Here is a 25,384-nt window from a genome sequence, read left to right as displayed (position 1 = left end):
TTGGGGCCAAAGGGTTCCACAAGAGGAGGACTAACTCGCTTCGGGTTCCGGCTTGCCGGCGAGGTACTGCTCCAGCCAATGGATGTGGTAGTCGCCGTTGATAATGTCGTCTTCGCGCACCAGCGCCCGGAACAGCGGCAGCGTGGTCTCGATGCCTTCGACCACCATCTCGTCCAGCGCCCGGCGCAGCCGCATCAGGCATTCGGCGCGGGTCTTGCCGTGCACGATCAGCTTGCCGACGAGCGAATCGTAATAAGGCGGGATCGTGTAGCCCTGATAGACGGCGGAATCGATCCGGACCCCGAGGCCGCCGGGCGGATGATATTGCTGGATCCGGCCGGGCGAGGGGCGGAAAGTCTGCGGGTTCTCGGCATTGATGCGGCACTCGATCGCGTGGCCGATGACCTGGATTTCGTCCTGCCTGGCGGGCAGGTCGCCGCCGGCGGCGATGCGGATCTGCTCCAGCACGAGGTCGATGTCGGTGATGCTCTCGGTGACGGGATGCTCGACCTGGATGCGGGTGTTCATCTCGATGAAGTAGAACTCGCCGTCCTCGAACAGGAACTCGATGGTGCCGACACCGAGATATTTCATCTCGCGCATCGCTTTGGCGCAGGTCTCGCCGATCCTGGCCCGCGCCGCGGCGGAGAGCACGGGTGAGGGGCCTTCCTCCCACACCTTCTGGTGCCGGCGCTGCAGCGAGCAGTCGCGCTCGCCGAGATGGATCGCGCCGCCGCGGCCGTCGCCGAGGATCTGGATCTCGATGTGGCGCGGCTTCTGGAGATATTTTTCCAGATAGACGGACGCATCGCCAAAGGCGGACCTGGCCTCGTTGGCCGCCGTCGACAGCGCCAGCTGGAGGTCGGCCTCGCTGTGCGCGACCTTCATGCCGCGGCCGCCACCGCCGGCCGCCGCCTTCACCAGCACCGGGAAGCCGATCTTCCTGGCGATCGTCATCGCGTCGTCGTCGGGGCCGACCGCGCCATCGGAGCCGGGCACCACGGGAATGCCGAGGCGCTTCGCCGTCTTCTTGGCCTCGATCTTGTCGCCCATCAGGCGGATGTGCTCGGCCTTCGGGCCGATGAAATGCAGATTGTGCTCAGCGAGAATTTCCGCAAAACGCGCGTTCTCGGAGAGGAAGCCGTAACCGGGATGCACGGCGTCGGCGCCCGTGATTTCGCAGGCCGCGAGCAGCGCGGGCACGTTGAGATAGCTGTCCTTGGACGACGGCGGCCCGATGCAGACGCTCTCGTCCGACAGCCGCACATGCATGGCGTCGGCGTCGGCCGTGGAGTGCACCGCGACGGTCGCGATCCCGAGCTCCTTGCAGGCCCTGAGGATGCGAAGGGCGATCTCGCCGCGATTGGCTATGAGGATCTTGTCGAACATGTTGTCCCGCAGCGAATGGCGAGTGGCGAATAGCGAGTAGGGAAAGGTGAAACCATTCGCTATTCGCCACTCCCCATTCGCGTTTACTCGATGATGACGAGCGGCTCGCCGTACTCGACCGGCTGACCATCCTCGACCAGGATCTGCGTCACCGTGCCGGCGCGCGGCGAAGGGATCTGGTTCATCGTCTTCATGGCTTCGATGATCAGCAGCGTCTGGCCGACCGAGACCTTGGTGCCGACCTCGATGAACGGCTTGGCGCCCGGCTCCGGCGCCCAATAGGCGGTGCCGACCATCGGCGAGGTCACGGCGCCGGGATGCTTCGACAGATCGGAAGCGGCAGTGGCGGTCGCGCTTGCAGCCGCCGTCATGGCCGCAGGAGCGGCTGCCACCGGCAGCGGCATGGTCGCGGCCACGCTGATATTGCGGGCGACGCGCAGGCGCAGCCCCGCCCGCTCGATCTCGATCTCGGTCAGGCTGGTCTCATCGAGCAGCAAGGCAAGCTCGCGGATGAGCGCCGAATCCTCGCTGGAAAACTTTGCGGCTGCTTTGTCGTCTGGCTGGCGCGCCATGTTGTTTGATCCGAATGTTCTGTTGGAAGGGAGCGTCAGGCGTTGGGCTTGATGCCGAGCTTGGCGGCAAGGCCCTGAATGGCGAGGCGGTAGCCCTCGATGCCGAAACCGCAGAGCGAGGCGAAGGCCGCGCGTGCGGTGTAGGAATGGTGACGAAAGCTCTCGCGGGCATGGATGTTGGTCACGTGCACCTCGACCGTCGGGATCTGCACCGCGAGCAGTGCGTCGTGCAGCGCGATGGAGGTGTGGGAATAGCCGCCGGCATTGATGACGATGCCCTTCATCTTGCGCCGGTGCGCCTCATGGATGAAGTCGATCAGCTCGCCTTCGCGGTTGGACTGCCGGCAGTCGGCCGTCAGGCCGAAGGTCGCCGCTGTCTCCCGGCACAGCCCCTCGACGTCGGCCAGCGTCGCATGACCGTACTTTTCGGGCTCGCGCGTCCCCAGCATGTTGAGGTTCGGCCCGTTCAGGACGAGGATCGTGTCGGTTGCAGGTTCGGCCATTCCAATCCCGGAAGAGGTGCTTCGGCGTGGCGGGTTATAGGTAACAAAGCGCGTGAGGGGAAGCCTCGAAGGGCCTCAGGGGCGGGTTCAAGCACCTCATCCAGTGCGCAAAAACCTGTGCGGAAACTACGGAAATTGCTTGTTAACCAGTCCGAAGCATGGCTGCGGGCCGAATGCAAAGGGGCGGGCATCGCTGCCCGCCCCAAGGTTGCCGGTATCCTGCCTCAAGCGTTCAGGACCGCCACGATCTCGTAGGTGTCCGGATTGATGATCACGATCTCATCGCGGACCAGGACGTACCTGTAGGTCCGCCACTCCGGATAAATGGTCACCACCCGCGACGGCAGGGTGTGCAGCGTAATGCCCTCGCGCGGGATGCGGGTGCCGACCGAGATCGAGAAGTTCACGTTCGTCACCGGAGCGACGCGCTGCTCGCGGATCACCGACGTGATCTGCGTCCGCTGCTCGGTCGAAAGCTTGGCAGCGGCGCCGGCCTGGCCGACCGTGGTCGAGCTCTGGCCCTGAGCATTCTGGGTCGTGCTGGTGCCGGTCTGGCCCTGAGCATTCTGGTTGGTGGTCGTGCCGGTGCCCGGCCGGTTCTCGGCGTTGTTGGTCGAGGTGCCGCTCTTGCTGCCCTCAGCCTTCATGTCCTTCTGGTCCTTGCTGCCGGACTTGCTGGTGTCCTGGCTCATGCTCTTGGACTTGTCCTGCTGGGACTTGTCCATCTGGCCCTGCGCGCGATCATCGGTGCGCTGGCCCTTGGTGCCACCGGCCTTGTCCTCAGCCGCGTTCTTGTTCATGGCGCCGCCCGGGCGCTCGTCCTTCATCGCACCGGACTTGTCTTCCGAGGCGCGATCGGACTTCATCGTGCTGGAGCCGCCGGCTTGGCCGACGGTGCCCTTGTCATGGCTCATGGAATCGCGCCCCATCGAGCCGCCGCGCTCTGCGGCGCCGCCGGAGGGCTGCGAGTGCTGCATCTGCTGCGAGCCACCGGCGCCGCCACCGCTGTCGCGGCCCATGCTGCCCTGTGCGTTTGCCAAACCGGTCCCCGCGACGAGTGCAACTGCGGCAACCGAGATCATAAAGCGGTTCAACATCGAAATTCTCCTCACGTGTTTCCTGCGTCATTGCCCGCGCCGACAACGAAAGGAGATTTGAGTTGTTCCGGAACTTCGACTGTTCCGCGGCATTTGTTTGTTGAACGCTGGATGAATGACTTTGCACGAAGACGCCAATGTTGGGCGCGCGAAAAAAAGGCCGGCTCTTCAGCCGGCCCTTTTGCGTGCACGAGTTGCGAACGGCGCGATCAGCAAGTCGCCTCTAGCACGTTGCCTTGCCGCAGCGGGCGATGCCGATCTTTTCCCTGAGGCCTTCGACGCCGACAGCGCCGATCACGATCTGCTTGCCGATGACGTAGCTCGGCGTGCCGTTCATGCCCATCGCTTCGGCAAGCTTGAAGTTCTCCTCGATGGTGGCGCGCACCTCGGGGCTGGCGATGTCCTTCTCGATTCGAGCGGTGTCGAGGCCGGCTTCCTTCGCCGCCTGAATTGCGCGCGCCTTGTCCGCAGCGCCCCGGCCGCCGAGCAGTCTCTGGTGGAAGTCGAGATACTTCTTGCCCGAGGGATCCTGCATGCGCACTGCGACTGCGACCTGGGCCGCTTCGACCGAACCCTGGCTCAGCACCGGAAACTCCTTCAGCACGACCTTCAGCTTCGGATCGCTCTTCATGAGAGTGAGCATGTCGTCCATCGCGCGTTTGCAGTAGCCGCAATTGTAGTCGAAGAACTCGACGAAGGTGACGTCGCCGTCCTTGTTGCCGAGCACGACCTGGCGCGGCGAGTTGAAGATGGCATCGGCGTTCTGCGCGATGCTGGCCTCGTGCTTCTGCGTTTCGGCCGCGGCCTGACGCTTGCTGAGCTCGGCCATGGCCTCCTCGAGCACCTCGGGATGGCTGACGAGGTAGTTCTTGATGATGGTCTCGATGTCGGTGCGCTGGGCATCGGAGAAGCTGTCGGCCGACGCGGGCACGGCTGCGCCGAACATGGCGAGCGCGAACAATGCGGGAGCAAGCAGGCGCAGCGAAGGCATAGGTAAATCCTCTTATCCAAAGCAGGTTTCGATAAACGTCCCGGCGGACTTAAGCTCGGTGTCGTGACGTCGTGGTATCGGGCGTCGTTCGAGTTGCGTCAGTTGCGCGGCGGCTTCGCCGCCACGATGTCGTCGGCCTTGACCCATCCGGGCGTGCCGATGGCGAAACGGGTTTTCGCGCGCGTTGCAAGCTCGCGGGCGGTCTTGTTGTCGCCGCGCAAGTAAGCGGCCTGGGCCGAGGCGAGATCGGCCTCGGCGTAGTCTCCCTTCCGGCCATAGGCCATTGCGAGCTGGGTATAACCGAGCGCCGCCTCGGGCTCTCGGGCCACCGCAGCGCGGAGAATCCGAACGGCATCGTCGGTGTAGGCTTTATTATCGGTTCCAACCAGAGCCTGCCCAAGTAACATCTCGATGAGGGGGGCGTTGTTCGAGAGCTGCGCTGCCTTGCGCAGGGGAGCGATCGCCTCCGCCGGCTTGCCGCTCTCCAAAAGCGCTTGGCCGCGCACCTCGTAGAAGTAGGGGTTGTTCGGCTGAACCTGGATCAGCGCGTCGATCTGAGTGAGCGCGCTGCGCAAATCCCCGTGCAGATAGGTGCTGATGGCGCGGGCATAGCGCGCCGGCAGGCTGTCGTTGGTCTGGGGATAGCGGCGGTACACCGTCTCCGGCCGCTCCATGAAGGCTGATATCTTGGCGCGGACCATGTCGTGCCGGAGCTGAAGCGCGGGATCGTCCTTCTTGTTCCAGTATGGGCTGGTGCCCGCGAATTCCTGGAGCGCGGCGACGCGCTCGGCCGGCATCGGATGCGACTGGAGATAGGGATCGGCGCCGCGCGAAGCGAACAGGCTCTCGCTGGTGAAGCGCTTGAAGGTCTCGTACATGCCCTTCGGCGATTGCTGGGTCGCAGTCAGGAATTTCACGCCGGCGCGGTCGGCGTTCTCCTCCTGCTGGCGCTGGTAGGATAGCAGCGTACGGCGGATCATCTCCTGCGGAGCGGCGATCGCAGCCGCGCCGGCATTGGCCAGCCCGTTGTTGCCGGCGCTCGAGCTGCGGGTGCTGCCGGCGGCGATTGCGCCGGCGCCGAGCAGCATCGCGATGATCATCTGGGTCTGGGCCGTGGCGAGCTGCTCGCGCAGCTTGGACAGGTGGCCGCCGGCCAGATGTCCGGTCTCGTGCGCGAGCACGCCGATGATCTGGTTCGGCGTCTCCGACTGGAGGATCGCGCCCCAGTTGACGAAGATGCGGCGGCCGTCCGCGACGAACGCGTTGAACGAGCCGTCGTTGATGATCACCATCTGGATGTTCTGCTTCTCCAGACCCGCGACGCGCAGGATCGGACGGGTGTATTCGCGCAGCAGCTGCTCGGTCTCGGTGTCGCGCAGCACCGGCGGCCCTTTGGCCTGTGCCCGCGCGACCGAGAACGGCGTCAGCGCGATGGCCGCGGCCGTGACGAGGGCGGTGAGAGCGGAGGCCTTCTGGCGCAATGCGATCCTGAGCAACATCGAGCGGTCTGGTCAAACGGTCTTGGTCAGCAGTTTCGTGATTGGTTTGGTGATTGGCGGCAGACCGGATCCGCGATATGCCCCTTGTGAGCCGTGCCCTTTATGAGCCGTACAATGCGGCCAGTCTGGGGCGCAAGGGCCCTGTTTTCCGGACCGGACGGATCCGGTCCGCCAGCGAATAGCAGAAATCGATGCACGATGCGACCTTGAGGAACCGGTTGGGGCAGTGGCTCGAGCCCTCCCGCCGCAGCGATGTTCCCCCGTTCATGGTGATGGACGTCATGGCGGCGGCGGCCCGAATCGAGGCCGCCGGCGGACATGTCATCCATATGGAGGTCGGCCAGCCCGCGGCCGGCGCGCCCAGGACCGCGATCGCCGCCGCCCATGCGGCGCTGGAGGCCGGGCGGATCGATTATACCTCCGCGCTCGGCATCCCCGGTCTGCGCGAGCGCATCGCGCGCCATTATCGCGACACCTATGGCTGCGACGTCAGCCCCGAACGGATCGTGGTGACCACAGGCTCCTCCGGCGGCTTCATCTTGGCTTTCCTGTCGATGTTCGAGCCCGGCGATCGCGTCGCCGTGACCGTGCCGGGCTATCCACCGTACCGTCATATCCTCACCGCGCTCGGCTGCGAGCCGGTGCTGATCGAAACCACGAACGAGACGCGCCACGCGCTGACCGGTGAGGCGCTCATCGCCGCCCATCGCAAGGCGCCGCTGAAGGGAGTGCTGGTCGGCAGCCCCGCCAATCCGACGGGCACGATGATGTCCAGCGAAGCGCTCGCCGGCCTCATCGCGGCCGCGGAAGACGCCGGCATCCGCTTCATCTCGGATGAGATCTATCACGGGCTCGATTACGCGTTTCCAGCCGTGACGGCAGCGGCGCTGTCCGAGCACGCACTCGTGATCAACTCGTTCTCGAAGTATTTTTGCATGACGGGCTGGCGCGTTGGCTGGATGGTCGTGCCCGAGATCCTGGTGCGGCCGATCGAGCGGCTCCAACAGAACCTCTCGATCTCGGTGCCGTCGCTGTCGCAGATCGCGGCAGAGGCTGCCTTCGACGGCGCCGCCGAGATGGAGGAAATCAAGCACGGCTATCAGGAAAACCGGCGTATCCTGATCGATGGATTGCCCAAGGCCGGACTGACGAGATTCCTGCCCGCAGACGGCGCCTTCTATCTCTACGCCGACGTCTCGGATTTCACCTCGGACAGCTTCGAGTTCGCCAAGCAAATGCTGGAGCAGGCGCGCGTGGCGGCAACGCCCGGCGTCGATTTCGATCCCATCCACGGCCGTTCATTCATACGGTTTTCCTATGCCCGCTCGCCCGATGAGATGCGAGAGGCAGTTGACCGGATTGCTGAGTGGCTTAAATAACTGCGCCAGTTTTCTTCAGCCTTCCGGAGTTCAACTTGTCAGACCGTTCCGCCCCTTCAGCCGCCGCACCGCATTCTTCTCTCGCCGCTTTGATGTGGCCGACCCGGCCGGGCGAAGCCGTCGGCGCGCTGCCTGCCGTCGTGCTGATTGCACTCGGCACCGCGTTGATGGCGCTGTCGGCCAAGGTGAACCTGCCGCTGCCGTATGTGCCGATGACGCTGCAGACGCTGGTTGTGCTGATGATCGGCGCCGCCTATGGCTGGCGGCTTGGCAGCGCAACCATGATTGCCTACCTCGCCGAGGGTGCGATGGGGCTGCCGGTGTTCGCCGGTCCCGTGGGTGGGATTGCGCCGCTGGTCGGCCCGACCGCGGGCTATCTGTTCGGTTTCGTGCTGGCTGCCTTCGTGACCGGCTGGCTCGCCGAGCGCGGCTGGGATCGCAGCGTGATGCTGCTGTTTGCGGCGATGGCCGTTGGCCATATCGCCATTCTGGCCGCCGGCTTCGGCTGGCTGGCTTTTGGCCTGGGTCTCGGCGCCGCCAAGGCCTGGCAGGTCGGCATCGCGCCGTTCATTGCGGCCTCACTGGTCAAGAATGCGCTCGGCGCGGCCCTGATGCCGGCGGCGCGCCGGATCGTCGAGCGCCGCGGGTAACGCGCTACAACCAGCAGTTCCAATTGACAGGGCCGGCCAAGTTGATCTTGGCTGGCCTGGTGTTTTGAGGGGGAGTGAACCCATGACGACGACAACGATGGCGGGAGCGCCGGTCGCGCCGCCCGTCGCCAAGCCGTGGTACAAGGTCCTCTACGTCCAGGTGCTGATCGCGATCGTGCTCGGTGCCATCGTCGGCTGGCTGTGGCCGCAGGTCGCCACCAACGAATGGATCAAGGCGCTCGGCGACGGCTTCATCAAGCTGATCAAGATGGTGATCGCCCCGATCATCTTCTGCACCGTCGTCTCCGGCATCGCCCACATCCAGGACGCCAAGAAGGTCGGCCGCATCGGCGTCAAGGCGCTGGTCTATTTCGAGGTCGTCTCGACCTTCGCGCTGGTGATCGGTCTCATCGTCGGCAATCTCGTCAAGCCGGGCTCCGGCTTCGGAAATGCGGCGGCGAACGAGGCGGCCGTCGCAGGCTACGCCAAGCAGGCGGCCGGCCAGAGGTCCGTCGACTTCGTGCTGCACATCATTCCCGACACGGTGGTCGGCGCCTTCGCGCAAGGCGAAATCCTGCAGGTGCTGCTGTTTGCGGTGCTGTTCGGCTTTGCTTTGATGAGCCTCGGCGAGCGCGGCCATACGATTCGCAGCTTCATCGACGATGCTGCGCACGCGGTGTTCGGTGTCATTTCGATCGTCATGCGCGCGGCGCCGATTGGTGCGTTCGGTGCGATGGCCTATACGATCGGCAAGTTCGGCACCGGCGCCATCCTCAACCTGCTCGGTCTCATCGCCACGTTCTATGTCACCGCGGCGCTGTTCGTGTTCGTCGTGCTCGGCCTCATCGCGCGCATGGCCGGCTTCTCGATCTTCAAGTTCCTGGCCTACATCAAGGACGAGCTGCTGATCGTGCTCGGCACCTCGTCCTCGGAAAGCGCGCTGCCGTCCCTCATGGAGAAGCTGGAGCGGCTCGGCTGCTCGAAGTCGGTGGTCGGCCTCGTGGTGCCCACGGGCTACTCGTTCAACCTCGACGGCACCAACATCTACATGACGCTGGCGACCCTGTTCATCGCGCAGGCGCTCGGCGTCGAACTTTCCTTCGGCCAGCAGCTCACGATCCTGGTCGTGGCGATGCTGACCTCGAAGGGCGCCTCCGGCATCACCGGCGCGGGTTTCATCACGCTGGCGGCGACGCTCGCCGTGGTCGATCCACGCCTCGTGCCGGGCATGGCGATCGTGCTCGGCATCGACAAGTTCATGAGCGAGTGCCGCGCGCTGACCAATCTGTGCGGCAACGGCGTCGCCTGCGTGATCGTGGCATGGTGGGAAGGCGAGCTCGACCGCGACAAGCTCAACGCCAACCTCGCCAAGCAGATCGATCCGACCGACATGGAGACGGCGATCACGACGGACTGACCCGGCGATCGCCTGCGGCGGCGCATGCGCCGTCAGGTCCTGAAGTAACTGGGCTGGTCGATATCCTCGATCAGCCCTTTTTCTTTGGGCGCTGGCTCCGGCGATTTCGATATTGCGCCGTGCGCGCGGACTGACGGAATTTTCGACCTCGCGCGTTCAACCTGCATCTCGGATCTCGAAAGGGTGGGGCTATCGTGGGCAATGCGGCTGCGAATCCGATCTTGGTGCAGGCGGCGGAGCATTTTGCGGCGGGCCGGCCGGAGCAGGCGGATGCCTTGTGCGCGAAGGTCCTGAGGGCTGAGCCGGATCACGTCCCGGCGCTGCATCTGGCCGCCGTCGCCGCCTTCGTTACGGATCGCGCCGCCGACGGCGCCGCGCTGCTTGGCCGCCTCTTCGACATCGATCCCGACCACGCGCCGGCGCTGGTCACGCTGGGCGATGCGCTGGCGGTGAAGGGCGAGCATGAGGGCGCCGTGGCCGCGTTCGAGCGGGCGCTCCGCCGGCGCCCGGACGACGCCGGCCTTCACAACAAGCTTGGCGTGGCGCTCGGCGAGCTCGCGCGTTTCGGCGAGGCCGAGGTCGCCTATCGCCGTGCGATTGTGCTCGATGCGCATCTGACGCGGGCGTGTTTCAACCTCGGCGTCGCGCTGGCCGAGCAGGGACGACTGGCCGAAGCCGAAGAGACCTATCGCGCGCTGATTGCGCGCGATCCCGCTTATCGCGGCGTCTGGCTCAATCTCGGCGACGTCCTTTCGGACCAGGGCAGGCCGGGCGAGGCGGCGGCCGCCTATCGTCGCGCCCTTGACGCCGATCCGGATGATCCGGGGCTGCTCTGCAATCTTGGCGCGGCGCTCTATCGGCAGGGATTGCTCGGGGACGCCATCGAGCAGTACCGCCGCGCCGTCGCGCTGGGGCCGGACAACATAGCGGCGCTGCGCCTGCTCGGCCTCCTCCTGCACGAGGATGGCCAGCTGCGCGAGGCCGCCGAGGTCTACAGACGAACGTTTTCGCTCGATCCGGCGGACCATGTGATCGCAACCAATCTCGGCGCCTGCTACTCCGAGCTCGGCGCGCTCGACGACGCGATCGCATCCTGTGAGCACGCTCTGTTGCTCAAGCCCGATCACGCGCCGGCCTATACCAATCTCGGCATCGTCTTCGAAAAGCAGGAGCGCGTCGCCGACGCGGTTGCTGCCCATCGCTGTGCGGTTGCCGCCGATCCCGGCTATGCCAAGGGCCATGCCAATCTGGCGGTTGCGCTGCGCAACGCCGGAGAGATCGACGAGGCGCTCGCGGTCTCGCGCCATGCGGTTGCGCTCGATCCAGAGCAGCCGCTCGCCCAGTACAATCACGCACACTTCCTGCTGATGAACGGTGACTTCGCCAATGGCTTCGAAGCGTATCGGTGGCGGCGCAAATCCAAGTCGCTCTCGGATGGTGACCCCACATTCAGCGGGCCGGAATGGCAGGGGGAGCCGCTCGATGGTCGCACATTGCTGCTGTTCGCCGAATACGGGCTCGGCGACGCCCTGCATTTCGTGCGCTATCTGCCGATGGTGACGGCGAGGGGCGGAAATACCGTCCTCCAGGTGCAGCCCGCACTCGCCTCCCTGCTGCGATTGCTGCCCGATGTAACCGTGATCCCGCGCGGCGAACCGCTGCCGGCGTTCGACCTGCAACTGCCGCTGATGAGTCTGCCGCGTGTGTTCGGCACCACGCTCGACACCATTCCGGCAGACGTTCCGTATCTGCATGTCGATCCCGCAAGACTTCTGCGCTGGCGGGCTGCGCTCGCCGACGTGACGGCCCTGAAGGTCGGCGTGGCCTGGGCTGGGAATATCAGGCACAAGGGCGACCGGCAGCGCTCGCTATCGGCCGAGGCCGTGCTGCCGCGCCTGGTGATGCCGGGCGTGCAGCTCTACAGCCTGCAAAAGGAGCCTCGCCCCGACGATGGTCCGGTCCTCGCGGCTCTCAACCGCGATATCGTCGATCTTGCCCCCGCCCTCGGCGATTTCGCCGATACGGCGGCGGCCGTCGCGTCGCTTGATCTCGTCATCGCCGTCGACACGTCGGTCGCGCATCTTGCCGGCGCGCTCGGCCGTCCGGTGTGGATGCTCACGCCTTACGCGCTCGACTGGCGCTGGCTGCGCGATCGCGAGGACACTCCCTGGTATCCGACCATGCGGCTGTTCCGCCAGCGCAGGCCGCGCGAATGGGACGACCCGCTGATGCGCCTGTCGGCCGCGCTCGCAGTCCTCGCCGCGAAAGCAGGGAGTTAGAACCGCTCAGGCCGGTATGGCGTGGGATCGACCGCCGGCGTCTCGCCGCTCATGATCTCGGCGAGCAGGCGGCCGGTCGCGGGTCCCAGCGTAAAGCCCTGATGACCATGGCCGAAGTTCATCCAGAGGCCGGGGTGGCGCGGGGCGCGGCCGAGCACCGGGAGCATGTCGGGCGTGCAGGGCCGAGTGCCGAACCACGGGTCCGGCTCGACCCGCTTGCCGAGGTCGATCAGCTCGCGTGCCGAGGCTTCGGCGCTGGCGAGCTGCACCGGCGTTGCCAGCGCATCCGGCCCCGTCAGCTCCGCTCCCGTCGTGATGCGAATGCCCTTGGCCATCGGACCCATGGCGTAGCCGCCGGACTTGTCGATCAGCGGCAGGTCGAGCGACGCGCCGCCGCTGTAATGCATGTGGTAGCCGCGCTTGCGCACCAGCGGGATGCGATAGCCGAATTTGTGGAGGAGGTCGGGCGACCACGGCCCGAGCGTCACGACGGCGTCGGGCGCATCGAGGCGTCCGCTGTCGGTGTCGACCGACCAGCCGGTCGCGGTCTGCTGCAGCGACTGCGCATCACCGAGCACAATCGTGCCGCCGAGGCGCTCGAACAAGTCGGCATAGGCGGTGACCAGTGCGCCGGGATCCGACACGGTCCAGGTGTCGAGCCAATGGATCGCGCCGGGGAGATCGTCGCGCAGGATCGGCTCGGCCTTGGCAAGTTCGCTGCCCGACAGCACGCGAAAGTTCACGCCGAATTCGCGCTGGTCCTCTTCCGCGGCCTTGATCGAGAGATCCAGTGAAGCGCGGTCGCGAAACAGCGCTCGGTAGCCGGCACGGCGGATGAGATTGTCGGCATGCGCCTCGCGGATCAGGATGTCGTGCTCGGCCGTCGCGTAGGCGATCAGCCGTGCCCAGGCCTCGATCGCCTCGCGATGCCGCTTCGGCGCCGAATGCCACCAGTAGCGGAGCAGGGGCTCGATGTGGAGATGGAGGGACGAGAGGCTGTAGCGCACGTCGTTGGTGCGGCCGGTCGCGATCTTCAAGAGCGAGGCGAGGTCGCGCGGCATGGGATAGGGGCGCACCGCTTCCGCCTGGATCATTCCGGCATTGCCGTAGCTGGTCTCGCGGCCCGGCTCCCTGCGGTCGACGAGCGTGACGGACCAACCGCGCTGCTGCAGGTGCAGCGCCGCGCTCACACCGACCATGCCGCCGCCGAGAACTATTGCACGTCGCATCGAAACTGACCTCGCCAACCAAAAACCGCCCGGTTTGGCCGGGCGGTTTCATGGATGTCCCTATTATTCGCCGCCGCCGAAGCGGCGCGACCACCAGCCGGCGCGGCGCGGGGCCGCCGGGGTTTCGCTTGCCGGCTCCGGCGCAGGCTCGGGTGTCGGCGCGGGCGCGGCGATCGGTTCTTCGGTCACCTGCGCCACCGGCGTTGCCGGCTCGGGCTGGCTGTTCAGCAGGAAGCTCACCTTTTCCCGGACGGTGGAGCGGCGCCGCGCGGCCTTGTCGCTGGCGGACTCCTCTTCTGACGTTGCCGTCGTCGTGGCGGAAGCTGGCTCCGGCTGGGCCGGCGCCTCGGTCCGGACCTCGGCGCGCGGTTCGGGCTGCACGATTTGCGGCTCGGCGATGTGCTCCGCCTCGATGTGCTCGGCCTGTGCGATGGAGGGCGCTGGCTCGCTGCCGAAGCCGTCGAAATCGGCAACCGCATCGGTCGCCTCCGACGGCTGACTGGCGCCGAGTTCGTCGCCGATGGAGCCGGCGAGACCTTCCTCGCCACCACCGCGACGGCGGCGTCCGCCGCGGCGACCACGACGACGCCGGCGCTCGCCGCTGCCCTGCTGCTCGCCACGGGCTGCCTGTTCCTCGCCGTCCTCGCCGTCCTGCTCGGACTCGGTATCGTCTTCACCTTCACCGGCCATCGCGGCCGCTTCGGGAAGCGTGGGGGCGGTATCCTCGCGCAACTCACCCTCGCGCTGGCCACCGCGGCCGCGCCGGCGGCGACGGCGCTTGCGGCGCTGGCCGTCCTGCTCGGAGGCTGCCTCGCCGGCAGCCTGTTCGTCGGCAAGACCTTCGGTCTCGTCGGTCTCGACCTCGGATTCGGTCTCCAGGTCGAAGCCATCCTCGTCGTCATAGGCTTCTTCGGCCTGTGGCGGCGGGCTCGCAGCCACTTGCGCAGCGAGCAGCGCCTTGGCGGCTTCGAGCGTATGCACCTGCTCGCCGCGGTCGATCACATATGCCTGCGGTCCGCTGACGGTGGGATCGGCGATGACCGACAGCGTGACCTTGAAGCTGTTCTCGAGGTCGCGCAGATGGCCACGCTTGTGGTTCAGCACGTAGAGCGCGACGTCGGTGCGGGTGCGGACCACGAGATTGTGGGTCGCGCCCTTCATCAGGATCTCTTCGAGGCCGCGCAGCAGCTGCAGCGCCACCGAAGACACCGAGCGGACGTGGCCGGTGCCGCCGCAATGCGGGCACGGATCGGTCGAGCTCTCCAGCACGCTGGCGCGGATGCGCTGGCGCGACATCTCGAGCAGGCCGAAATGCGAGATGCGGCCGACCTGGATGCGCGCGCGATCCTGCCGGAGGCAATCGGACAGCTTGCGCTCGACCGCGCGGTTGTTGCGCTTCTCGTCCATGTCGATGAAGTCGATGACGATCAGGCCGGCGAGGTCGCGCAGCCGGAGCTGGCGGGCGACCTCTTCGGCCGCCTCCAGATTGGTCTTGAGCGCGGTGTCCTCGATATGGTGCTCCCGCGTCGACCGTCCGGAGTTGACGTCGATCGAGACCAGCGCTTCGGTCTGGTTGATCACGATGTAGCCGCCGGAGCGCAGTTGCACGGTCGGCGAGAACATCGCGTCCAGCTGGCTCTCGACGCCCATGCGCGAGAACAGCGGCTGGCCGTCGCGATACTGCTTCACCGCGCCGACATTGGCGGGCATCAGCATCTTCATGAAATCGCGGGCTTCGCGGTAGCCGGATTCGCCGGCGACCTGAATCTCGTCGATCTCCTTGTTGTAGAGATCGCGCAGCGAGCGCTTGATCAGCGAGCCTTCCTCGTAGACGAGGGTCGGGGCCTGCGACTTCAGCGTGAGGTCGCGCACCGTTTCCCACATCCGGATCAGATATTCAAAGTCGCGCTTGATCTCGGGCTTGGTGCGGGAAGCGCCTGCCGTGCGCAGGATGATGCCCATGCCCTCGGGCACGTCGAGATCCTGCACCACTTCCTTCAGGCGCGAACGATCCTGCGCGCTGGTGATCTTGCGGCTGATGCCGCCGCCGCGCGCGGTGTTGGGCATCAGCACGGCATAGCGGCCGGCGAGCGAGAGGTAGGTCGTCAGCGCCGCGCCCTTGTTGCCGCGCTCCTCCTTGACCACCTGCACCAGCATCACCTGGCGCCGCTTGATGACTTCTTGGATCTTGTACTGACGGCGCGGACGGAAGGTGCGCTCCGGCACTTCCTCCAGCACGTCGTCGCCGCCGACGGATTCGACGACTTCCTCTTCGGCTTCCTCGCCGTCCTCGTCATCGTCTTCGTCGTCTTCGCTGGTTGCTTCCGCAGCCTCGGCGGACGTCTCGGCATTCTCGCCGTCGGCGTACATCGCATCGGCCGGCTCGGCAGCCGATGTCACGGCCTCAGCCAGAGCTTCCGCATGGGCTTGGGGAACGTGAGCTTCGAAGGTTTGGGTGTCCTGGGGCTCGGCAACGGCCTCGGCCACGGGCTCGGCGCCGACGGCCGCGACAGGCGCGGGCGCCGCGTCGGCATGATCATGGTCGTGATGATCATGGTGGTGGTGATCGTGGTCGTGATGATCGCGCTGGTGATCGTGATCATGGGCATGATGATCGTCGTGATCATGCTCGCCATGAGCATGTTCGCCCTGATCGTGGTCGTGATCGTGGCCCTCGTGCTCGCCGCGGTGCTCGGCATCGGCGTGCAGATGCTCGCCCTCGTACGGCGCGCCTTCCGTGTGCGGGGCCTCGCCCTCCGAGGGCTGGGCTGCGGGATCGGCGCCGACCTCGAGTCCTTCGACGATGTCGCTGCGCACACGCTCGCCATGACCGCGGCGGCGGGCGTTGCGGTGGCGCGAACGGCGGCGGCCGTGCGAGCGGTTCTCGCTCTCTTCCTCGGCCTCGCGATGGGCCTGTTCCTCGGCCTCGATCAGCGCCTGCCGGTCGGCGACCGGGATCTGATAATAGTCGGGATGGATTTCGCTGAAGGCGAGGAAGCCGTGGCGATTGCCGCCATATTCAACAAAGGCGGCCTGGAGCGAGGGTTCGACCCTTGTGACCTTGGCGAGGTAGATATTCCCGCGCAGTTGCTTGCGTTGGGCGGTTTCGAAATCAAACTCTTCGACGCGATTGCCGCGGACCACGACGACCCGGGTCTCTTCCGGGTGGGTGGCATCGATCAACATCTTGTTGGGCATGTCTTAACTCTTGGCGGCGGCGGACGCGATAAACCGTGGGCGCGTATGGCGCCGCCGGGTGACGCGACGGTCCACCTGATTCGGGGGTGAGGGGAAGGCCGAAACGCCGTCTCTCGCGCCTTGCCGAACCGGAAGCTTCAGGACCGTTGCGACGCGCGGGATTGTCACTCCGCAGCGTCGCGAATGGTCCTTCAGATTTCGTCGGCACAGTCTGGCGCATCAAGCGTCGGCCCGTATGAAACACTGGGCGGCGAGGCCGCCCTTCAATCAGTTGCTGCTGGCCAGGCACGGCGCGAGCGCGCTCGCCTTGGGGATCACGAACCGCTCCCTTGGGATCAAGGGACCGGGTTAATGGGTTGCGCCGCCGTCAGAACCGTCCCGGTAACATGAGTGGTAACCCGAGACCGTCCACCGCCGGTGCCTGACCCGCTCCACCTCGCTGCCGCGCACCGCGCTGGTCTTAGAGGGAAGCGGAAAACGCTGGAATCCCCAAATCTTGGGAGTTCCGGCGCAGCGCCGGGAGGCTGAATGCGACACAACCTGAAATATCGGCCGTCAGCATTCCGTACATACGAGGAATGAGCCAGCCGTGCAAGGGAAGCGTCGCACGGCGGTCACAGTCGGCGAGTTTCGCGCTTCTGTCATTAAGCAGCGATTAACCCTGTGGTTCTATTGCGTTAAGAGGGCAGCTCGGAGGCACGGAATCGGTGGCGAGCCGCACAAGTCGACGGGTTTTGCTGGGAGGCGTGTTGCTGTGCACCGCGGCATTGCCGTGTGCTGATTCTTCGCGCCTCATTGCTGCGGAAAGTCAGCCGCAGCCCGTTGTTGCCGCAGCGAATTTTCCGGTAGCCTCGGCCGCGCGGCTGGCCGGCGACGGCAAGCAGACCCGCTTCATCCTCGACCTCGACCGGACCGTTACCTTCCGCACCGCCACGCTGGGCGACCCGTTCCGCGTGGTGGTGGACGTGCCGCAAGTCAATTTCCAGCTGCCCGCCGGCACCGGAAGCGGGGGGCGGGGGCTGATCAAGGCTTTCCGCTACGGGCTGGTCATGCCCGGCGGCTCGCGAATCGTGCTCGACCTGACGGGACCGGCAAAGATCGCCAATTCCTACGTGGTCGAAGCCGCCAACGGCCAGCCGGCCCGGCTCGTGCTCGAACTGGAGGAGATCGAGCGCGCTGCCTTCGTGGCATCGCTTCCTCCTGAAAACCGTCCCGAGTTGCGGCCCGCGATCGCCGAGGCGCCGCCGGCCACGGTTCCCGCCAAGGCAACCGCGGATGCCGCGCAGCAGAAGGCCGACGGCCGTCCGGTGGTCGTGATTGATCCCGGCCATGGCGGCATCGACAACGGCACGCAGTCGGGGGGCGAGAGCGAGAAGAACCTGGTGCTCGCTTTTGGTCTGGCGCTCCGCGACAAGCTGGAAAAGGCCGGCAAATACCGCGTGGTGATGACGCGGGACGACGACACCTTCATCCCCCTCAATGACCGGACCAAGATCGCCCGCAACCAAAAGGCCGCTTTGTTCGTCTCGATTCATGCCGATGCGCTGCCTCGTGCCGAGGGCGATGCGCAGGGCGCGACCATCTATACGCTCTCAGATAAGGCGTCCGACGCCGAGGCCCAGCGGCTGGCGGATGCGGAGAACCGGGCCGATGCGATCGCCGGCTTCAACCTTGCGGAGGAGCCCAACGACGTCGCCGATATCCTGATCGACCTCACGCAGAGGGAAACCCGCACCTTTTCAAACCGTTTCGCCCGCCTCTTGATGGGTGAAATGAAGGCGACGGTGCGGATGCACAAGCATCCCCTGAAGTCCGCCGGCTTCCGGGTGCTGAAGGCGCCCGACGTGCCCTCGGTGCTGGTCGAGATCGGTTATGTCTCCAACAAGGGGGATCTCGAGCACCTGGTCTCCGAGGGGTGGCGGTCGCGTGCCGTGGGCTCGATGGCACAGGCGATCGACGGATTTCTGACCAAGCGGATGGCCACGGCCGGAACTCCGAACTGAATGGGTTGATCCCGCCCGACCCAAAGGCCCTAGTTTGGCCACAGCGGACGCTCTATAAAAACCCCGCAGGGGGTCGGAATCGGCGAGAATCCTGCTCGGCAAGCGTCGGAAGTCCGGCACTGATGTGATTGCGTAGGCCGGCGAATTCGCGACGTGAGGTTGGCGGCCATTGGGGCGCCATGGGGCTGATACTGGGCTGATCCAGAGTTTGAACGGATAAACAGATAATGCGCTTGCTGGTGCGGTTCATGGGCTTCCTGTTCGCCGCGGGAACGGTGGTGTTCCTTGTCGGTGTCGGGGCCGTGGCAGGCCTGATCTGGCATTTCTCCAAGGACTTGCCGGACTACTCTCAGCTTCAGGATTACGAGCCGCCGGTGATGACGCGCGTGCATGCGGTCGACGGTTCGCTGCTTGGCGAATACGCCAAGGAGCGGCGGCTGTATCTGCCGATCCAGGCCGTGCCCAAGCTCGTGATCAACGCGTTCCTGGCCGCCGAGGACAAGAATTTCTACGAGCACGGCGGCATCGACTACACCGGCATGGCGCGCGCCGGATTGCTTTATCTGCAGAACTACGGCTCCAACCGCCGCCCGCAGGGTGCGTCCACCATCACCCAGCAGGTCGCCAAGAACTTCCTGCTCACCAACGAGGTCTCCTTCGCCCGCAAGATCAAGGAAGCCTTGCTGGCGATGCGCATCGAGAAAACCTACTCGAAGGACAAGATCCTCGAGCTGTACCTGAACGAAATTTATCTGGGCCTCGGCGCCTATGGCATCGCGGCCGCCTCGCTGGTCTATTTCGACAAGTCGGTGAACGAGCTGACGGTGGCGGAAGCGTCCTATCTGGCGGCACTGCCGAAGATGCCGGCGACGCTGCATCCGGTCCGCAACCGCGACCGCGCCATCGAGCGCCGCAATTATGTGATCGACCGTCTGCTGGAGAACGGCTGGATCAAGCAGGCCGACGCCGACAAGGCGCGCAAGGAGCCGCTGGCCGTCACCAGCCGCTCCAACGGCGCCCACACCTTCGCCGGCGAATATTTCGCCGAGGAAGTCCGCCGCGACATCTTCGAACGCTACGGCGAGAAGAAGCTGTATGAAGGCGGCCTGTCGGTTCGCACCACGCTCGATCCGAAGATCCAGGTCATGGCGCGCAAGGCCATGGTCGCCGGCCTCGTGAACTACGACGAGCAGCAGGGCTATCGCGGAGCCATGAGCAAGCTCGATGTTTCGGGCGACTGGGGCGTGAAGCTCGCCGAGATCAAATCGCTCTCCGACATCTCGCCATGGCGCATGGCGGTGGTGCTGGAGACCAGTGACCAGTCTGCGCGCATCGGCTTCCAGCCGAGCCGCGAACTCGGCGGCGCCATCAGCAAGCAGCGCGAGACCGGCATCGTCACGGTCGACGGCGTGCGCTGGGCGCGGGCATTGCAGGGCGGCACGAAGGGCAAGACGCCGACGGCGGTCTCGCAGGTGCTTCAGCCCGGCGACGTGATCTATGCCGATCCGCTCTACAAGGACGGCCAGCCCGTCGAGGGCCAGTACCGGCTCCGCCAGATCCCGGAGGTCTCCGGCGCCATGGTGGTGATGGATCCCTGGACGGGCCGCGTGCTCGCGATGGTCGGCGGCTTCTCGTTCGACCAGAGCCAGTTCAATCGCGCCACGCAGGCCTATCGGCAGCCGGGTTCGTCGTTCAAGCCGATCGTCTACTCGGCCGCGCTCGACAACGGCTATACGCCCTCGACCGTCGTGCTCGATGCGCCGATCGAGATCGACCAGGGCCAGGGCGCCGGCGTGTGGCGGCCTGAAAACTTCTCCTCGGGCAAGTTCCAGGGACCGGTGACGCTGCGCAACGCGCTGCGGCAGTCGCTCAACACCGTGACGGTGCGCTTGGCGCAGGACATCGGCATGCCCCTGATCGGCGAGTACGCCCGTCGTTTCGGCGTCTATGACGAGCTGCCGAACTATCTCTCCTATGCGCTCGGCGCCGGCGAGACCACGGCGATGCGCATGGTCACGGCTTACTCGATGCTCGCCAATGGCGGCCGCCGGGTGAAGCCGACGCTGATCGACCGCATCCAGGACCGCTACGGCCACACCATCTTCAAGCACGACCAGCGCGAATGCCGTGGCTGCGATGCGCCGGGCGGCTGGAAGAACCAGCCCGAGCCGCAGCTGATCGACCGCCGCGAGCAGGTGCTGGACTCCATGACCGCCTATCAGATCACCGAGCTGATGGAAGGCGTGGTGCAGGCCGGTACGGCCACGGTCATCAAGGACGTCGGCAAACCCGTCGCCGGCAAGACCGGCACCACCAACGAGGCCAAGGACGCCTGGTTCGTCGGCTTCTCGCCCGATATCGCCGTCGCCATCTACATGGGCTACGACAAGCCGCGTCCGCTGGGGCGGGGCAATGCCGCAACCGGCGGCCATCTGGCGGCTCCGATCGCGCGCGATTTCCTCAAGCTTGCGCTCGCCGACAAGCCGGCCGTTCCGTTCAAGGTGCCGGCCGGCATCAAGCTGGTCCGCGTCGTCGCCAAGACCGGCATGCGCGCCGGCCCGGGAGAAACCGGCGGGACCATCCTCGAAGCCTTCAAGCCGGGCACCGCCCCGCCGGACAATTATTCGGTCATCGGTGTCGCCGACGCCGACGGGCGCATGCCGGCGTCGCAGCAGCAGCAGCCGGATTCCGGCTTCTTCATGCGGCCGGGCACCGGCGGGCTGTACTAGGGCTCAGGACAAGACAGACGATCGCAGTTCCGGCGGTTGCGCTTTGCAGCCACCGCCGCTACATCCCAACCTCATGCTTGCGGAAACAGTTCCGCGAAACCAGAGAACGACATGCGCGCCGAAATCGAACGGTTGGTAGAAGAGATCAAGCAGTCAGTCGGGCTGCTGAGGAGGCATCTTTGACGTCGAGAAATCGACGGCGCGCCTCGCTGAGCTGAACAAGCTCGCAGAAGATCCCAACCTCTGGAACGATCCCCAGAAAGCCCAGAAGCTGATGCAGGAGCGCACCTCGCTCGAGGATGCGCTCTCAGGCATCGGCAAGGTCGAGCAGGAGCTCGAAGACGACATCGGCATGATCGAGCTCGGCGAGGCCGAGGGCGATGACGGCGTCGTTGCGGAAGCCGAAGCTGCGCTGAAGAACCTCAAGAAGGAAGTGGCGCGACGCGAGCTCGAGGCGCTGCTGTCGGGCGAGGCCGACCGCTTCGACTCCTATCTCGAGGTCCATGCCGGCGCCGGCGGCACCGAGAGCCAGGACTGGGCGCAGATGCTGCTGCGCATGTACACGCGCTGGGCCGAAAACCACGGCTTCAAGGTCGAGTTCCTGGAAGAATCCGAGGGCGAAGAGGCCGGCATCAAATCCGCGACGATCCAGGTCTCCGGGCACAACGCCTATGGCTGGCTGAAGACGGAAGCCGGCGTGCATCGCCTGGTGCGTATCTCGCCGTTCGATTCCAACGCGCGGCGGCACACCTCGTTCTCGAGCGTGCAGGTCTTCCCCGTCATCGACGACAGCATCAAGATCGACATCAAGGAATCTGATGTCCGCGTGGACACCATGCGTTCCGGCGGCGCCGGCGGCCAGCACGTCAACAAGACCGAATCCGCAGTGCGCCTGACGCACATTCCGACCGGTGTTGCCGTGGTCTGCCAGGCCGGACGCTCCCAGCACAAGAACCGGGCGCAGGCCTGGGACATGCTGCGCGCGCGGCTCTACGAGATGGAGCTGAAGAAGCGCGAGGAGAAGGCCGCCGCCGATCAGGCAGCCAAGACCGACATCGGCTGGGGCCACCAGATCCGCTCCTACGTGCTGCAGCCCTACCAGATGGTGAAGGATCTGCGCACGGGCGTGCAGACCTCCGACACCGCGGGCGTGCTCGACGGCGAGCTCGACGAGTTCATGGCCGCGACGCTGGCGCAGCGCGCGTTCGGCACCACGACCGGCGAGATCGAGGACGTGGACTAGCCATGCCCCGTGTCGCCTTCATCGGATTGGGGCGGATGGGTCACGGCATGGCCGGCCGCTATCTCGATGCCGGCTTCACGGTGACGCTGTGGAATCGCAGCAAGGCCAAGGCGGAAGACCTGATCGCGCGCGGCGCGCATTGGGCGACCTCGCCGGAGGACGCGGCAATCGATTCCGCCGCGGTCGTGACCATGGTCGCCGACGACGAAGCCTCGCGCGCGGTCTGGCTTGGGCCCAAGGGGGCGGCCAAGACGGCGAAGGCCGGCACCATCGCGATCGAATGCTCCACCGTTTCCCATGACCATGCGCGCGAGATGGGCCGCGAGCTCAACGCGCGCGGGCTGATCTACATCGATTGCCCCGTCACGGGATTGCCGGACGCGGCGGCGGCGGGGAAGCTGACGCTGCTCGCCGGCGCCGATGCGGCCGATCTCGAGCGTGCGCGGCCTTTTCTGACGCCAATCGGCTCGACCATCCGCCATTTCGGCCCGGTCGGTTCCGGCACGGTCTACAAGCTCATCAACAATCTCATGGGCGCGATCCAGATCGCCGGTCTCGCCGAGGGACTTGCGATCGCCGAACAGGCCGGGCTCGACATGAACCTCGTGCTGGAGTCGATCCAGGCGGGCGTCGCCGCGAGCCCCCAGGTGCAGCGTCACTCCAGGCGCATGGTCGCCCGCGATTTTTCCGGCGCGACCTTCACCGCGGCGCTGCGGCACAAGGATGCCGCCTATGCCGTGAAGCTCGCCGAAAGTCTCTTGGCCGACAAGCCGCTGGTCGCCCGCGCCGCGGTCGAGGCCTACGCGCAGGCGAAAGATGCGATGCCCGACGATGACGAAGGCCGGATGATCGAGCTGGTGTCGCGGCCGAAGACGCCGTAGCTGCTCGACGCGGGCAGTTTCGACCGTCTGGTTCATTTTTGCGCGTCGGTCTTGTGAACCTCTGTTCATCGGAATTCGGGTGGCGCTGTCGATCGCGCCGGTCTAGGCGGGCAGACTTGGCCGCCAAGGTGAGACGCGATGCCCCCGAACGACAGCCGGATCGACGCAAGAGACTGGTCGCTGCTCGCTGTGCTCTCCATCCTCTGGGGCGGTTCGTTCTTCTTCAATGGTGCGGCTTTGCGGGAATTGCCGCCGCTGACGCTGGTGTTCCTGCGCGTCGCGCTGGGCGCGGCTATTCTGCTGCCGCTGCTTCGCATGCAGGGCATCGGCTTTCCCATCGGAGCGACTGGCTGGAGGCCGTTCATCGCGATCGGGCTGCTCAACAACGCCATCCCGTTCTCGCTGATCGTGATCGGCCAGACCTTCATTCCGAGCGGGCTGGCCTCGATCCTGAATGCGACCACGCCTCTGTTCACCGTGCTCGTGATGGCGGTGGCTGGTGAGGAAGCGTTGCAGATGCGGCGCGTGGCCGGCGTGGCGCTGGGGCTCTTCGGCGTGATCATCCTGCGCGGATGGGGCATCGAGGCAAGGCCGGGGCAGGGGCTCGGCATCCTGCTCTGCCTTGGCGGCGCGTTGAGTTATGGCTTTGCGGCACTGGCGGCGCGGCGGCTGCTGAAGGATTCTCCGCCTCTTGGAACGGCGACGTTTCAATTGATCGCATCGACCGTGATGATGGCGATCATCGCCGGTGCGGTGGAGCAGCCCTGGCGCCTTCCTATGCCGAGCGTCACGACATGGCTTGCGGTGCTCGGCCTCGCCGGCCTGTCGACGGCGCTCGCCTACATCGTCTTCTTCCAGATCCTGCGGCGCTCCGGCGCGAGCAATGTCATGCTGGTGACGCTGCTCATTCCCGTCACCGCCATCCTGCTGGGGTGGCTGGTGCTGGATGAGCCGATCTCCATGCGCGAGATCGCGGGCGCGATCGTCATCGGCAGCGCGCTGCTGGTGATCGACGGACGAGCCAAGCCGGCAATCGCGGGCTCCCTGTCGCTTCTCCGGCCTGGGCCTTCAGCACCATGCCGCCGGCGACGCCGACGCCGAGCACATACATCCAGCCCTCATGAAAATCGAACAGGTGCGAATTGAGCAGCGAGCTCGCGATGTTCTGTACGACGACCACGAGGCCGATCCAGGCGGCGAAGCCTTCACCCGCGAACATGCGAAGATGCACAATCCACATGGCGTAGAGCAGGACGACACCCAGAAGGCCCCACTGCACCGCGACGTTGAGGGTCTGGTTGTGCGGATTGCTCACGACCTCGGCATCGAGTCCGCTTTCGCTGGTGGCGGCGCGCTCGAACTGGCGCTTGATCGAACCGGTGCCGTGGCCGATCAGAGGCGCCTCGATAAAGGCATGGAGCGACTTGCGCCAATAGGTCAGCCGCTGCGCGGTCGAGGCGCGGCTGATGTCCTCGTGGCCGTGGCGGTATTCGACGGCGATGTCGTCGATGCGCTGGCGCAGATAGGACGATGTGGTCCAGGCCAACAGGCTTGCGGCGACCGTGCCTGCGAGCAGGACCAGCGCCGCCCGCCGGCTCAAATGCCTCAAGGCGAACAGCGCCAGCAGCACCGCGATGCAGAGCAGGGCGGTGCGGGCCGAGGCGACGAACACCATGTTGGTGATGAACAGCAGGATCAGGGCCAGGCAGACGACTCTTGTCGCCGCGCGCCTGCCGCGCCAGAGAGGCAGCGCGAGCGCAGAGGCGCAGAGCGTGAACTCCTGGCTCTGGTCGATGTAGTTCTTGACGGGAACGCCTGATGACGCCGTTGCGGTGATCTTCCAGGCGGGATCGAGCAGCACGATCCAGGAGAACACGGCAAGCAGCGCGCAGGAGGCGAGAAAGGCGATGCAGACATGGAAGCCGCGCTCGGACCGGCTGAAATGGTAGAGCAGCGGCGGAATCAGCATGAGCTTTGCAACCGGCTTGATCGCATGCAGCCGGTCTGCCCACGCACCCTCTGACCACAGCGTGCCAATAAGCGCGAGCAGCAGGAGCGCCAAGGGCAAGGCAAACGCCGGCCGCGCAAGCTGGCGCGCATAGGCGCGCCAGGCGATGGTCGGCGTCACCGCAAGCAGCCAGAACCCGACCAGGATCGAAGTTGCGGTGGTCGACCAGGGCAGCGATGCCGCGATCAGGATGACGAACACGTCGGCAGCACGAAACGGCCGGTCGGAGTGGCCCAGGGCCTGCGACCGGTTGCGCACGGTTGGCGGGCTGGCCGGACGGGGCGATACGGCTTGCTCAGCGGGCATGCGGCTGATGC

At 65.9% G+C, this 25,384-nt stretch carries 17 protein-coding genes and 1 pseudogene; 9 read left to right on the top strand and 9 right to left on the bottom strand.

The window, feature by feature from the left end; all coding sequences use genetic code 11:
- Positions 1-30: 30 nt before the first annotated feature.
- The 6 genes from accC to XH96_RS21560 all read right to left on the bottom strand — a co-directional run bounded on the left by accC (position 31) and on the right by XH96_RS21560 (position 6,051).
- Positions 31-1,389, bottom strand: a complete 1,359-nt coding sequence (gene accC, locus XH96_RS21585) for an acetyl-CoA carboxylase biotin carboxylase subunit (protein WP_194387570.1) — start codon at positions 1,387-1,389, stop codon at positions 31-33.
- Positions 1,390-1,472: 83 nt separating this feature from the next.
- On the bottom strand, positions 1,473-1,961 hold the full coding sequence (gene accB, locus XH96_RS21580; RefSeq protein WP_028177212.1) for an acetyl-CoA carboxylase biotin carboxyl carrier protein: 489 nt from the start codon (positions 1,959-1,961) through the stop codon (positions 1,473-1,475).
- 35 nt (positions 1,962-1,996) lie between these two features.
- A complete protein-coding gene (aroQ, locus tag XH96_RS21575; protein WP_194387569.1) occupies positions 1,997-2,464 on the bottom strand; it encodes a type II 3-dehydroquinate dehydratase in 468 nt (155 codons plus the stop codon).
- 224 nt (positions 2,465-2,688) lie between these two features.
- Entirely contained in the window at positions 2,689-3,561 is an 873-nt protein-coding gene (locus XH96_RS21570) for a DUF1236 domain-containing protein (RefSeq protein ID WP_194387568.1), read from the bottom strand.
- Positions 3,562-3,784: 223 nt separating this feature from the next.
- Positions 3,785-4,552 carry a DsbA family protein gene (locus tag XH96_RS21565; RefSeq protein WP_194387567.1) on the bottom strand — a complete coding sequence of 256 codons (768 nt, stop codon included), beginning with the start codon at positions 4,550-4,552 and terminating at the stop codon, positions 3,785-3,787.
- Positions 4,553-4,650: 98 nt separating this feature from the next.
- A complete protein-coding gene (locus XH96_RS21560) occupies positions 4,651-6,051 on the bottom strand; it encodes a M48 family metalloprotease (protein WP_194387566.1) in 1,401 nt (466 codons plus the stop codon).
- 191 nt (positions 6,052-6,242) lie between these two features.
- Here XH96_RS21560 and XH96_RS21555 point away from each other — a divergent pair, with 191 nt between their 5' ends.
- From XH96_RS21555 to XH96_RS21540, 4 genes are all read left to right on the top strand, one after another.
- The gene (locus XH96_RS21555) at positions 6,243-7,430 is read left to right on the top strand and encodes a pyridoxal phosphate-dependent aminotransferase (protein WP_194387565.1); all 1,188 of its coding nucleotides are present in this window, start codon (positions 6,243-6,245) and stop codon (positions 7,428-7,430) included.
- Between the two features lie 92 nt (positions 7,431-7,522).
- On the top strand, positions 7,523-8,080 hold the full coding sequence (locus XH96_RS21550; RefSeq protein ID WP_194394208.1) for a biotin transporter BioY: 558 nt from the start codon (positions 7,523-7,525) through the stop codon (positions 8,078-8,080).
- An 82-nt stretch (positions 8,081-8,162) separates the two neighbouring features.
- Positions 8,163-9,497, top strand: coding sequence for a dicarboxylate/amino acid:cation symporter (locus XH96_RS21545; protein ID WP_194387564.1), 1,335 nt, complete (start codon positions 8,163-8,165; stop codon positions 9,495-9,497).
- Positions 9,498-9,691: 194 nt separating this feature from the next.
- Positions 9,692-11,776, top strand: coding sequence for a tetratricopeptide repeat protein (locus XH96_RS21540; RefSeq protein ID WP_194387563.1), 2,085 nt, complete (start codon positions 9,692-9,694; stop codon positions 11,774-11,776).
- Here XH96_RS21540 and XH96_RS21535 read toward each other — a convergent pair.
- Both XH96_RS21535 and XH96_RS21530 read right to left on the bottom strand, forming a co-directional pair.
- A complete protein-coding gene (locus XH96_RS21535; protein ID WP_194387562.1) occupies positions 11,773-13,005 on the bottom strand; it encodes an FAD-binding oxidoreductase in 1,233 nt (410 codons plus the stop codon). The genes XH96_RS21540 and XH96_RS21535 overlap by 4 nt on opposite strands.
- A 63-nt stretch (positions 13,006-13,068) precedes the next feature.
- A complete protein-coding gene (locus tag XH96_RS21530) occupies positions 13,069-16,203 on the bottom strand; it encodes an Rne/Rng family ribonuclease (protein WP_194387561.1) in 3,135 nt (1,044 codons plus the stop codon).
- A 707-nt stretch (positions 16,204-16,910) separates the two neighbouring features.
- On the opposite strand from XH96_RS21530, the gene XH96_RS21525 reads away from it, so the two are divergent.
- The 5 genes from XH96_RS21525 to XH96_RS21505 all read left to right on the top strand — a co-directional run bounded on the left by XH96_RS21525 (position 16,911) and on the right by XH96_RS21505 (position 24,205).
- Entirely contained in the window at positions 16,911-18,206 is a 1,296-nt protein-coding gene (locus XH96_RS21525; RefSeq protein WP_194387560.1) for an N-acetylmuramoyl-L-alanine amidase, read from the top strand.
- 227 nt (positions 18,207-18,433) lie between these two features.
- Positions 18,434-20,935: a penicillin-binding protein 1A gene (locus XH96_RS21520; RefSeq protein WP_028177224.1), complete on the top strand. Its 2,502-nt coding sequence runs from the start codon at positions 18,434-18,436 to the stop codon at positions 20,933-20,935.
- A gap of 111 nt (positions 20,936-21,046) precedes the next feature.
- Positions 21,047-22,178 (top strand): peptide chain release factor 2 gene (prfB, locus tag XH96_RS21515; protein ID WP_194387559.1). Its coding sequence is split into 2 segments (ribosomal slippage): positions 21,047-21,115 and positions 21,117-22,178, totalling 1,131 coding nucleotides; the frame shifts between segments, so codons are not numbered across the junction.
- A 2-nt stretch (positions 22,179-22,180) separates the two neighbouring features.
- The gene (locus tag XH96_RS21510; RefSeq protein ID WP_194387558.1) at positions 22,181-23,059 is read left to right on the top strand and encodes an NAD(P)-dependent oxidoreductase; all 879 of its coding nucleotides are present in this window, start codon (positions 22,181-22,183) and stop codon (positions 23,057-23,059) included.
- A 138-nt stretch (positions 23,060-23,197) separates the two neighbouring features.
- On the top strand, positions 23,198-24,205 hold the full coding sequence (locus tag XH96_RS21505) for a DMT family transporter (RefSeq protein WP_246789703.1): 1,008 nt from the start codon (positions 23,198-23,200) through the stop codon (positions 24,203-24,205).
- Here XH96_RS21505 and XH96_RS21500 read toward each other — a convergent pair.
- Positions 24,114-25,373 (bottom strand): annotated as a pseudogene (locus XH96_RS21500) (O-antigen ligase family protein); the annotation flags it as partial. The gene XH96_RS21505 and the pseudogene XH96_RS21500 overlap by 92 nt on opposite strands.
- Positions 25,374-25,384: the final 11 nt, after the last annotated feature.

Source organism: Bradyrhizobium sp. CCBAU 51765 (assembly GCF_015291725.1).
Classification (GTDB): domain Bacteria; phylum Pseudomonadota; class Alphaproteobacteria; order Rhizobiales; family Xanthobacteraceae; genus Bradyrhizobium; species Bradyrhizobium liaoningense.
This window is presented reverse-complemented; position numbering and strand designations above follow the sequence as displayed.

Excerpts from the sequence above, each read along its gene's own strand:
- XH96_RS21545 (WP_194387564.1), top strand. The coding sequence starts at position 8,163 with ATGACGACGACAACGATGGCGGGAGCGCCGGTCGCGCCGCCCGTCGCC.
- XH96_RS21560 (WP_194387566.1), bottom strand. The coding sequence starts at position 6,051 with ATGTTGCTCAGGATCGCATTGCGCCAGAAGGCCTCCGCTCTCACCGCC.
- XH96_RS21510 (WP_194387558.1), top strand. The coding sequence starts at position 22,181 with ATGCCCCGTGTCGCCTTCATCGGATTGGGGCGGATGGGTCACGGCATG.
- XH96_RS21530 (WP_194387561.1), bottom strand. The coding sequence starts at position 16,203 with ATGCCCAACAAGATGTTGATCGATGCCACCCACCCGGAAGAGACCCGG.
- XH96_RS21535 (WP_194387562.1), bottom strand. The coding sequence starts at position 13,005 with ATGCGACGTGCAATAGTTCTCGGCGGCGGCATGGTCGGTGTGAGCGCG.
- XH96_RS21520 (WP_028177224.1), top strand. The coding sequence starts at position 18,434 with ATGCGCTTGCTGGTGCGGTTCATGGGCTTCCTGTTCGCCGCGGGAACG.
- XH96_RS21565 (WP_194387567.1), bottom strand. The coding sequence starts at position 4,552 with ATGCCTTCGCTGCGCCTGCTTGCTCCCGCATTGTTCGCGCTCGCCATG.
- accB (WP_028177212.1), bottom strand. The coding sequence starts at position 1,961 with ATGGCGCGCCAGCCAGACGACAAAGCAGCCGCAAAGTTTTCCAGCGAG.
- XH96_RS21505 (WP_246789703.1), top strand. The coding sequence starts at position 23,198 with ATGCCCCCGAACGACAGCCGGATCGACGCAAGAGACTGGTCGCTGCTC.
- XH96_RS21570 (WP_194387568.1), bottom strand. The coding sequence starts at position 3,561 with ATGTTGAACCGCTTTATGATCTCGGTTGCCGCAGTTGCACTCGTCGCG.
- accC (WP_194387570.1), bottom strand. The coding sequence starts at position 1,389 with ATGTTCGACAAGATCCTCATAGCCAATCGCGGCGAGATCGCCCTTCGC.
- XH96_RS21555 (WP_194387565.1), top strand. The coding sequence starts at position 6,243 with ATGCACGATGCGACCTTGAGGAACCGGTTGGGGCAGTGGCTCGAGCCC.
- aroQ (WP_194387569.1), bottom strand. The coding sequence starts at position 2,464 with ATGGCCGAACCTGCAACCGACACGATCCTCGTCCTGAACGGGCCGAAC.
- XH96_RS21550 (WP_194394208.1), top strand. The coding sequence starts at position 7,523 with ATGTGGCCGACCCGGCCGGGCGAAGCCGTCGGCGCGCTGCCTGCCGTC.